Genomic DNA, 9,080 nt, shown 5'->3' on the forward strand with positions numbered 1-9,080 from the left:
GGCCGCGGAATCGCCACTCGCGCGGACGCTCTCGGGGTGGACGTCGTCGGGGTCAAACGGACGCCGACGCCGGTCGACGGGGTGGAAAGCGTCTATCCTGCCGGCGAACTCGAGGACGCGATTGCCGACGCCCGATTCGTTGCGCTCGCCGTCCCACTGACGGACCGGACGGAGGGGCTGATCGGTGCGGCCGAACTCTCCGCGATGCGCTCGGATGCGGTGTTGATAAACGTCGCCCGCGGCCCCGTAGTCGATGAATCCGCGCTCATCGACGCGCTCGAAGCCGACGCCATCGCCGGCGCGGCACTCGATGTCTTCGAGACCGAACCGTTATCGCCCGAGTCACCGCTGTGGGACATGGAGAACGTAATTGTGACGCCGCATATCGCCGCAGCGACCCGCGACTACCACCGACGGATCGCCGCGCTCGTCCGGGAGAACGCCCGCAGACACGTGGCGGGTGAGCCGCTGACCAACCAGGTCGTGTAACACAGCACCCCCGAGTTCCGGGTCAGGTTATAATGGCATCGGGCCGCTGTTGCCGTCCTCGCCGGCCCCGGAACGCGCCCGCGAGAGCAACTCCGAGACGGGCGGTTGGTACTGGTAGCCGGGGACGATGCCCTCCATGTAGGTCCCCTCGACGTACTCGGTCATCGCCTTCGCCATTCCGGGAACGTGGTCGGCGTTGCCCCACTCGAACTCGAAGACGGCGACCGCATCGTCCGCTTCCTCGACGAGTCGACAGTCGTCGAACTCGATGTCCTGTCTGACCGCCATGTCGGTGTCTTCGAGACGCAACTCGTACGTATTGAACCATCCCTCCTCAACGGCCGGGCCGACGCCGTCCTCGGTCGCCGCCGACAGCATCGGCGCGCGAACCTCGAGGGTATAGGCCAGTTCCCAGTCGTCGGTTTCGGCGGCAGTCACGCGGCCATCGAACGCTGTCGTCGTCACTTCGAACCACCGGCCGTCGCGCCCGAAGGCGTCGTGTCCCTCGAAGGCTCGAACGGTGCGATCGGGAAGTGTGTCAGTCATCACGAGTCGTTAGGGCGACAATATAAAAAGGTCGTCGAACGGGGACGACCCTCGATGGACCGTCTCGCGCCCGTTAGCGCCGGCTGGGAGCAACAGATCGGTTATAACTCGCTTGCGAATCGGGTGTACACATATCACTTGCTATTTATAAATAGTTCGAGGGTGATCTGCACTCAAGCCGAGCCCGGCTACGGCTCACGTGCGTTTGCGTCGGTGATTGCTCACGGCTCACGTGCGTTCGCCGTTCGCGTTCGAGACTTCTCGCATTCGGTTGAATTCTTCGCTATGCGAGGGGAGGGATTCGAACCGAAGCCAGACGTGCTCGCTCGCTGTGCGCGACTGGCAGGCTTTGAATCCTCCTGCACTCGCCCGCGGCGCTCATCGCGCCGCATCGCTCATGCGAGGGGAGGGATTCGAACCCACGGACCCCTACGGGAGCGGATCTTAAGTCCGCCGCTTTTGTCCAAGCTCGGCCACCCTCGCACGTTCGGAACTGCGGCGGGGCAATGAATGTGTGTTTCGGTCCCCGACAGCCGGAGACCACCACTCACCGACAGGTCCCGGTTGCCGGTCAGACAGCGAGCCAGCTACCAATCGACCGAAAGCGTCCCATCGCCCTCAGGATCGGGGGCGATCTCCTCGTTCGTCCGGCGATCGACGACGTGGATGACACCGCGGTCCTTCTTTGCCGGGCAGGCGTCGGCGGCATCGATGTTGTGCCCGAGGTCGGGTTCGTCGAAAAAGTAGACGTCGGGCTTTGCGATCCCGGTCATGATGTCCATCTCCCAGTTGGTCGACACCTCGGCGCACTTGCCGGCCGCGATGCACTTGTTCGCCTCGAAAATTATCTTGTAGGGGGCCTCCTCAACCGGCGGAGCGTTCCCCTCGCCAATCTCGCTTGGATCAGTGGGTTCGTCGGCCATACCGACTCTCGGAGGGCGTTTGGCTTGGCTTTGACGGATGAACGCGCGATGCGGCCCGCCGTGCTCGCCCCGTCGCGGCGCATCCGACATGTCTGGCCCCCGCTCACCGTTCCGTCGGGTCAGTCGATACCGATCCGGTTTCGGGGTCGGTGCCGGATCATTCCGGGGAGGCCCCATCCGTGCGCCCGTCCGGTGCCGCGGCAGCCGCGGTTTCCAGCTTCCGCAGTTGATCGGGCCTGGCGATGGCGTACAGCGTCTCGCCGGCGGCGACCGCTCGGCCTCGGGTCGGGATCGCCACGATCTCGCCGTCGGCGGTCCTGACAGCGACGACTGCGATGTCGAGCGCCCCGATAGCGCTCCCCGCGATAGCGCTCCCCTCGCCGACCGAAACGACACCCATCGTCTCCTCGGCGGTCCGGAGTTGGGCGGCGAACGCACGGTCGGCCCGTGGTCCGACCGGTAGCGTCACGAGACGGTATCGGCGGTCCGTCTCGAGGCGATGTACATCGGGTTCGTCCACCGCGATCGTCACGATATCGCCCGCAGTTCCACGGATCTCTGCGTTCGTCACGCGCCGAGGGGATTCGTTCGTCCCCGTGTCCGCCTCCGCGGTCGTCGCGCCCGGACTACCCGCCGCGTTCGTGCCTGAGACCGGGTCGAAACTGAGGTCCGCACCCGGATTCGAATCCGCATCCGAATCTGAATCTGACCCTGAATCCGAATCTGCCCCCGGATGTATGTCCGTATCCGGACCGGGAGTCGTCCACACCTGCACCGAGTCGCCGGGGCTGGCGTCGTTTGGCGGGTCGGCTCTGACCGCCACCGCGGCGCTGCCCGGGGGAAGCGTCGATCCAATACCGGACTCGCGACCGCCCAAGGCGAGGTACTCGATCGTCCCGTCGTCGGCAAAGTCGACGTCGACGTGGCCGACGCCGTAGTCGGTCCGGAGCCGTTCGGCGAACCGCGCACGGAGATCGCCGACGGTCAGCCGACGGGGGAACACGAGCGCGTGCCCGGAGAGCTTCGCCTTCATCGCGGCGTCGACGGGCTCGTAGCCGTCGATGTCGCCGATTTCCTCCGGAAGTTCGACCGTGGTCACCCGGCCGACGGTCCGGACGATCCGGGTCACGTCCCGATCGATGTGGGTCCGCCCGGAGACGGCAAAGAGGCCGCCGCCGATCCGATCGCCGATTCGCCCGCCAGCGACCGCCGCTATGCCGGCAATAAAGAATGTGACCGTATTGAACACGACCGCATCGAGCGCCAGGAGTTCGAGTTCGCCGCCGATCACCTCCCCGAGCGCGCCGGCGGTGTTGAGATAGATCGCGACGACGCTCAACCCGACGAGAACCGCAAGTCCGTCGGGGACCCGCTCGCCGGCGTACCACCGATGGATGAGGCCGGCGACGACGCCGGCTGTCGCGGCCGCGATGGCGAGGACGATCGTCCGGGCGAGATCGACGAGCAGGTCGCCGCCGACAGCGAGCCCCTCCGCGATGAGGCTCACGCGAGCACCTCCTCGAATGCGTCGAGGGCGGCACGCTTGCCGACGACGAACAGTTCGTCGCCGGCCCGCAACTCGGCCCCGCCACGGGGGGCGACGAGCCACCCGTCCGGTCGCTTGATCGCCAACACCGCCACATCGTACGCTTCCCGGACGTTCGCCCCCCCGATCGCCCCGCCGGTGAGCTCTCCCGAGGATCTCACCGTCATCGTCCGGAAGCGCTTGCCTGCACGCCGGAGCATCGAGATCAACTCGAACTCCCGGCGCGTCCCGCGGGCGGTGACGACGACTTTCGGCCGTGAGACGCCCAACAACGCGCTTACCGTCGAGCGATCGACGGCGACGGTGATCCGGCCGTCGCCGCCGGTCGTCGTCGGCGCGGTCGTCGGCGGGGAAGCGACACTCCCCGTGGTCCCGCCGTCGGCCGCAACCGGCTCCGCACGCTTCACCGATGACTTCGCCGCGATAATCGTTCCCTTGACCTCCGTCTCCCCGGCGATCACCGCCACCTCGTCCCCGCGGGCGAGCCCGGTTGGAACGAGAGCCTCCACCGAGACAGCGCGTTTCCCGTCGGGAACGCGCTTCGAGACCCCCGAGAGCGGTGGGGCCGCGATCACGGTTGCCCGCCCGAGTTCGTCGATCGTCACGGAAATGTCGGCGAGGTCGAGTTCGGTCCGGAGCCGATCGGCGAAGCGGGCTTCAAGTTCCGAGATCGGCAGGTCGGCCGGTAGCCGCCACTCCCCGTCTTTGATTTCCGATCGCGTGTCCGGCGACAGCGGCGGGTACCCCTCCATGTCGATCACCTCGCCGACGACCTCGATTCTGACCTCCCCGCGGGAGCCGACGAACTCGACGACGTCGCTCGAAAGCGTTCGATCGCGGAGTTTGCGCCACGAGAGCCGCTTTGGAACCGACGCGCCCATCGCGTCTCCCTTGGCGTGGGCGTACAGCGAGAGCATCAACACTACGATCAGCGCAACGACGACCCGGTAGCCGGACTGGACGACAGCGGGGTCGTTCAGCGCCAGCAACCCGCCGTTGATACCCGCGAGCGCCAACGCGAGCACGACGACGCCGAAAGCGGGTATCGAGACGCCGGTGACGTACTTAAATATGAACCCCAGCCCCCAAGAGACGAGCGCGGGGAACATCCCGGTTAGGACGCCGAGATAGATGCCGAACAGGATCTCGACGGGGAGCGGTTGTATCATGGCTCTCTCGTCGTCTGCCACTTATATACTACTATCGGCGTGCTCGGCCGTGATAGCCGGCGATACGCGACGAACGATGCCTTATTATCGGTCGGTCGGGAACCGATTGCCGTGATGGCACCGGCGACCGAGACTGACGGCGCGCAGCCGGAGACAGCCACGAGGTCGACGCTACTCCGGGTTCGCGTCGCGATCGCGTTGACGGGAGTGGTCGCCGTGCTCTCGGTCGTCACTGGCATCGTGAACATCGGCGCGACCGGCGTGTCAGGTCCGCTGGCGTCGGTCGTTCCCGATGTCGTCGCCCGGACGGCCGGCTTCACCGGAGCAATGACCGGCTTTTTGATGTTTTTGAGCGTCTACGGGCTCTATAACGGCTACCGAGTCGCGTGGTACTCAGCCGTCCTCTTGCTCCCGGTCACCGGAGCCCAGGGGCTCGCACAGTCGAGCGTGCTCTCGTTCCCGCTCGTTGCGCTCTCGGTGCTCGCATTGCCGACGATTCTGTTGCACCGACGGTATTTCGACCGAAACGTCGATCTCTCGCTGACGCAGTTGGCATCGCTGGCGGCGGTGGTTGTCGTCCAGGTGTACGGGACCGTCGGAACCTACGCGCTCCGCGATGAATTCAACGGTGTTGAGACGGCCCTGGACGCGTTTTACTTCACGCTCGTTACTGCCTCGACCGTCGGCTACGGGGACCTCACCGCGAGTTCGCAGGTCGGCCGCCTCTTTTCGATGTCCGTCCTCCTGACCGGCGTCGCCAGTTTCGGTGTCGCGCTGGGGACGCTTCTCGGCCCGCTTATCGAAGCCCGCCTCGCCACTGCACTCGGAAACATGACCGACAAACAACTCGATCTGCTGGAGAATCACTACGTCGTCGCCGGCTACGGTGACCTGACTGAACCGATCCTTGAGAATCTGGAGGGCCGTGATGCCATCGTCGTCACCGAGGACTCCGAGGACGCCAGACGGCTCCGCGACCACGGCCACGAGGTCGTCACCGCCCACCCGAGCGACGAGGAACCCCTCCAGCGACTCCACATTGACCGCGCCCGCGGTCTGATCGTCGCGACGGAGAACGACGCCGAGGACGCGATGGTGATTCTAACCGCGCGGGAACTCAACCCCGATCTCCGGATCGTCGCGGCGGCGACCGACCGCGAGAACGTCCGAAAGCTCAAACGCGCCGGCGCGGACGCCGTATTGAGTCCGGCGGTCCTGGGCGGACACCTCCTCGTCGAGTCCGTCTTCGGCGACGACGACCCAGAGCGCGTCGTCGACAAATTGCTGGGCGAAGAGACAGACGGACAGTAATCAGATCGCTACAGCCGTGTTGCGGCGTCGAGCGCGATGTCGATCGCCCGTTCGACGTTGTCCTTTGCCTTCTCGGGGAGCTCCTCGCCGTCGGTTTCGCCTTTTTGCGTGCCCTTGACCAGGTTGCCGTCGACTGTGCAGATCGCGCCCGCGGCGAGGCCCTTCCGGCGAGCGAGTGTGAACAGCGCGGCGGCCTCCATTTCCACGCAGAGGAGTCCGGCCTCGGACCACGCGTCGACGTGGGCGTCGGTCTCGGCATAAAACGCGTCGTCGGTGGCGATCGGACCGATGTGGACCGGCGCCTCGCGTGCCTCGGCCGATTCGACGAGCGCCGAGAGCGTCCCGTAGTCGGCGACGGCCGGGACGGTGGCGGCCTCATAACGCTTCGTCGTCCCCTCGTCCTTCGCCGCGCCCGTCGCGACGACGGTGTCGCCGATCTCGATGTTGGGCTGGAGCGCGCCGGTCGTCCCAACTCGAACGAACGTCTCGACGCCGACGGCGGCCAGTTCCTCGGCGGCGATGGCGGCCGACGGCGAGCCGATCCCCGTCGAGCAGATCGTCAGTTCGCGACCCTCCTGGGTGGCGTTAACCAGCTTGTACTCGCGGTTTTGCGCGACGGTGTCGACGTCGTCACAGCGGTCGGCGATGCGGTCGACGCGCCCCGGGTCGCCTGGGACGAGAGCGATATCGGCGAGATCGCCCGGTTCGACCAGCAGATGCGGTTGTTTTGCCATATCGATGGCTCGTGTGGCGTGCCCAAAAGTCGGTCGGGTCGGTGCTACGCGATCGCAAAGAGTACGAGATTGTGAACACCGGGGCCGAGGCCGACGGCGACGATGAGGCCGAGTAGGAGGTACCCTTCCGTCGGGTCGGCGCGGACGTACTCCTCAAAGAGGGCGACGACCGCAACCCCAAGGCCGACCTTTACCGCGGCGAAGAGCCAGCCCGCGCCGAGCAACTCGGCCGTCGGCAGCGCCGCCCCGGCCTCGATGATGAGCCGCGAAAGCGGTGTCTGCTCGCCGAAGCCCAACAGATCGTACCCGACGGCCGTCGAAACGCCGTCGAGCGTGTGACCGAAGACGGCAAGCGCGCCGACGCTCCCGGTCGCGCTAACCTCCCGGACCCGACGCAGGACGCTCCACGCCGCGACGGCGACGACGATGGAGACGACCGCGATGGCGACGGAGGCAACGGGTGTGCCTCCGCCCCCGCTCGCAGCCGTCCTCGGCCCGAACACCGCGGCTACCAGCGTGGCTAACAGGAGTGCGCCCCCACTCCCGGCGATGGATGCCGGCGCGCCCGAGGCGATCCACGAGTCCGCGGGCCGGTCAGCGACGGCGGCCCAGACGCCCCCGGCGAGAATCCCGACGGTGACGTACACCGCGGGCGACCCGAACAGCGGGTTGAGCGAGTCCCGCGGGACTCCGACCTGGTGGAGCGCGTACAGCGCCCCGCCGGCGGCGACCCACGGGGCGAGCGCGGTCACCGTCGCGGCGGTCACGGGTGGCCGACGCCGGTATAGGGCCGCGATGACAGCGGCCGTCCCGATCGCGAGCGCGGCGAGGTAGGGGGCCGGTGGTAACGCGAAATCGGCGGGAAGTGGCACTACTGTGACCCGGTGGCGGCGCGGTCGAAAACGTTGCGGTCCGGATCGCCCCGAGACCGCACGCCCCACCAGCCGGGATCGCCAAACGCGGGCGGTGACGAACACAATCCCTTTCTTTCGACCCGTCAAAAACGGTTTATGAGCGTCGATCTCACCGACGAGCAATACGAGAAACACCGCGAAGCCGGCGACATCCTCGCACAGGTCCGCGAAGAGGCGGCCGACCGCGTCGAGGTCGGCGTAAGCCATCTCGAAGTCGCCGAGTACGCCGAGGATCGCATCCGCGAACTCGGCGGCGAACCCGCCTTCCCAGTCAACATCAGTATCGACGAGGAGGCCGCCCACGCAACCCCTGCCCCCGACGATGACGCGACGTTCGGCGAGGAGATGATCAACCTCGATATCGGCGTCCACGTCGATGGATGGCTCGCTGACACCGCCGTGACAGTCGATCTCTCGGGGAACACCGAACTAGCCGAGGCTCCCGCCGAGGCGTTGAAAGCGGCTCTCGATGTCGTCGAGGCCGGCGTCCACACCGGCGAGATCGGCGCGGAAATCGAGTCGGTCATCGACGGCTACGGCTACAACCCGGTGGTCAATCTCTCGGGGCACGGCCTCGGCCACTGGGAGCAACACACTGAACCGAACATCCCGAACCGGGCCGTCGAGACCGGTGTCGAACTTGCGGCCGGCGATGTCGTCGCGATCGAGCCGTTCGCGACCGACGGCGGCGGCAAGGTGACGGAGGGGGCCGACGAGGAGATCTTCGCCCTCGAGCGGGAGGCCAGCGTCCGGAACCGCGACGCGAGACAGGCGCTCGAACAGATCGTCGAAGAGTTCAAAACCCTCCCGTTCGCCCGCCGGTGGCTTGACACGCGCCGCGCCGAGATGGCGCTCAGACGGCTCGCCCGGCAGAACGTCGTCCACGGCTACCCGGTATTAAAGGAAGACGACGGCTGTCTCGTCAGTCAAAAAGAACACACGGTCATCGTCACCGAGGACGGCTGTGAAGTGACGACGCGTCCGCGGTAGGCGATGACGTCCGTTCTGAATAGCCAGTACGAAGTTAAGTACAGCCTACCCGGATATCATCTATTATGTGCTATGTTATAGTGCTGCCCGCCAACTGTTTAGCCGCGAACGACCCTCATCGCGCACGGACCGTTGGGGCATGCTCAATCCCGAATCCGGTCCCCGCTTTTTCTGCAGAGTCTCCGCCGCCCTCTCCGTGGAAATACGTCCTTTCGAAGTCCTCAGTTGGGGTACACCCGTAGCCGTCGGTGTCGTTGAATAAGTCGACCTTGCTGTCTGCCGTTACAAACAAATAAGGCAGTTAAATCTATATAAATAACTCGAACGTCGACTCTCGTAAATAAAAAGTAAAAACATCAAACCAGACGTGTTTGCGAAGGCACACGACTGCACCCTCGGCTCGCCACAGCCGACCGATCCGTCGTCGCCCCGCGCAGACGGCGATCCCGGCGTAGGAG

9 protein-coding genes and 1 tRNA gene are annotated in these 9,080 nt (G+C 66.0%); 3 read left to right on the forward strand and 7 right to left on the reverse strand.

The genetic code is table 11. The features are described from left to right. The coding region (locus ACI944_RS07980) for an NAD(P)-dependent oxidoreductase (RefSeq protein WP_411718525.1) at window positions 1–489 on the forward strand (489 nt) is incomplete at its 5' end. Between the two features lie 27 nt (window positions 490–516). Here the strand turns inward: ACI944_RS07980 and ACI944_RS07985 are convergent. From ACI944_RS07985 to ACI944_RS08005, 5 genes are all read right to left on the reverse strand, one after another. Beyond that, entirely contained in the window at window positions 517–1,035 is a 519-nt protein-coding gene (locus ACI944_RS07985) for a DUF5813 family protein (RefSeq protein ID WP_411718526.1), read from the reverse strand. Between the two features lie 398 nt (window positions 1,036–1,433). Further along, window positions 1,434–1,518, reverse strand: a tRNA-Leu gene (locus ACI944_RS07990). 104 nt (window positions 1,519–1,622) lie between these two features. Beyond that, a complete protein-coding gene (locus ACI944_RS07995; protein ID WP_411718527.1) occupies window positions 1,623–1,958 on the reverse strand; it encodes a ferredoxin in 336 nt (111 codons plus the stop codon). 157 nt (window positions 1,959–2,115) lie between these two features. After that, window positions 2,116–3,465 carry a potassium transporter TrkA gene (locus ACI944_RS08000; protein WP_411718528.1) on the reverse strand — a complete coding sequence of 450 codons (1,350 nt, stop codon included), beginning with the start codon at window positions 3,463–3,465 and terminating at the stop codon, window positions 2,116–2,118. Further along, the gene (locus ACI944_RS08005; RefSeq protein WP_411718529.1) at window positions 3,462–4,673 is read right to left on the reverse strand and encodes a potassium channel family protein; all 1,212 of its coding nucleotides are present in this window, start codon (window positions 4,671–4,673) and stop codon (window positions 3,462–3,464) included. Before ACI944_RS08005 ends, ACI944_RS08000 begins: the two co-directional genes overlap by 4 nt. A gap of 114 nt (window positions 4,674–4,787) precedes the next feature. Between ACI944_RS08005 and ACI944_RS08010 the strand changes: the two genes are divergently transcribed. Then, complete coding sequence (locus ACI944_RS08010; RefSeq protein WP_411718530.1) at window positions 4,788–5,984, forward strand: NAD-binding protein; 1,197 nt, start codon at window positions 4,788–4,790, stop codon at window positions 5,982–5,984. Window positions 5,985–5,992: 8 nt separating this feature from the next. Here ACI944_RS08010 and ACI944_RS08015 read toward each other — a convergent pair whose 3' ends face one another. Further along, window positions 5,993–6,718, reverse strand: coding sequence for a nucleoside phosphorylase (locus tag ACI944_RS08015; protein ID WP_411718531.1), 726 nt, complete (start codon window positions 6,716–6,718; stop codon window positions 5,993–5,995). Between the two features lie 44 nt (window positions 6,719–6,762). Next, window positions 6,763–7,590: a DUF63 family protein gene (locus tag ACI944_RS08020; RefSeq protein ID WP_411718532.1), complete on the reverse strand. Its 828-nt coding sequence runs from the start codon at window positions 7,588–7,590 to the stop codon at window positions 6,763–6,765. A 138-nt stretch (window positions 7,591–7,728) separates the two neighbouring features. On the opposite strand from ACI944_RS08020, the gene map reads away from it, so the two are divergent. Next, entirely contained in the window at window positions 7,729–8,622 is an 894-nt protein-coding gene (gene map, locus ACI944_RS08025; RefSeq protein WP_411718533.1) for a type II methionyl aminopeptidase, read from the forward strand. Window positions 8,623–9,080 lie beyond the last annotated feature (458 nt).

Origin of the sequence: Natronomonas sp., from assembly GCF_046710025.1 — an archaeon.
Classification (GTDB): domain Archaea; phylum Halobacteriota; class Halobacteria; order Halobacteriales; family Haloarculaceae; genus Natronomonas.

Bases quoted from the DNA above. Each gene is read 5' to 3' on its own strand.
- ACI944_RS07995 (WP_411718527.1), bottom strand. From the start codon at position 1,958: ATGGCCGACGAACCCACTGATCCAAGCGAGATTGGCGAGGGGAACGCT.
- ACI944_RS08010 (WP_411718530.1), top strand. From the start codon at position 4,788: ATGGCACCGGCGACCGAGACTGACGGCGCGCAGCCGGAGACAGCCACG.
- ACI944_RS08005 (WP_411718529.1), bottom strand. From the start codon at position 4,673: ATGATACAACCGCTCCCCGTCGAGATCCTGTTCGGCATCTATCTCGGC.
- ACI944_RS08015 (WP_411718531.1), bottom strand. From the start codon at position 6,718: ATGGCAAAACAACCGCATCTGCTGGTCGAACCGGGCGATCTCGCCGAT.
- ACI944_RS07985 (WP_411718526.1), bottom strand. From the start codon at position 1,035: ATGACTGACACACTTCCCGATCGCACCGTTCGAGCCTTCGAGGGACAC.
- map (WP_411718533.1), top strand. From the start codon at position 7,729: ATGAGCGTCGATCTCACCGACGAGCAATACGAGAAACACCGCGAAGCC.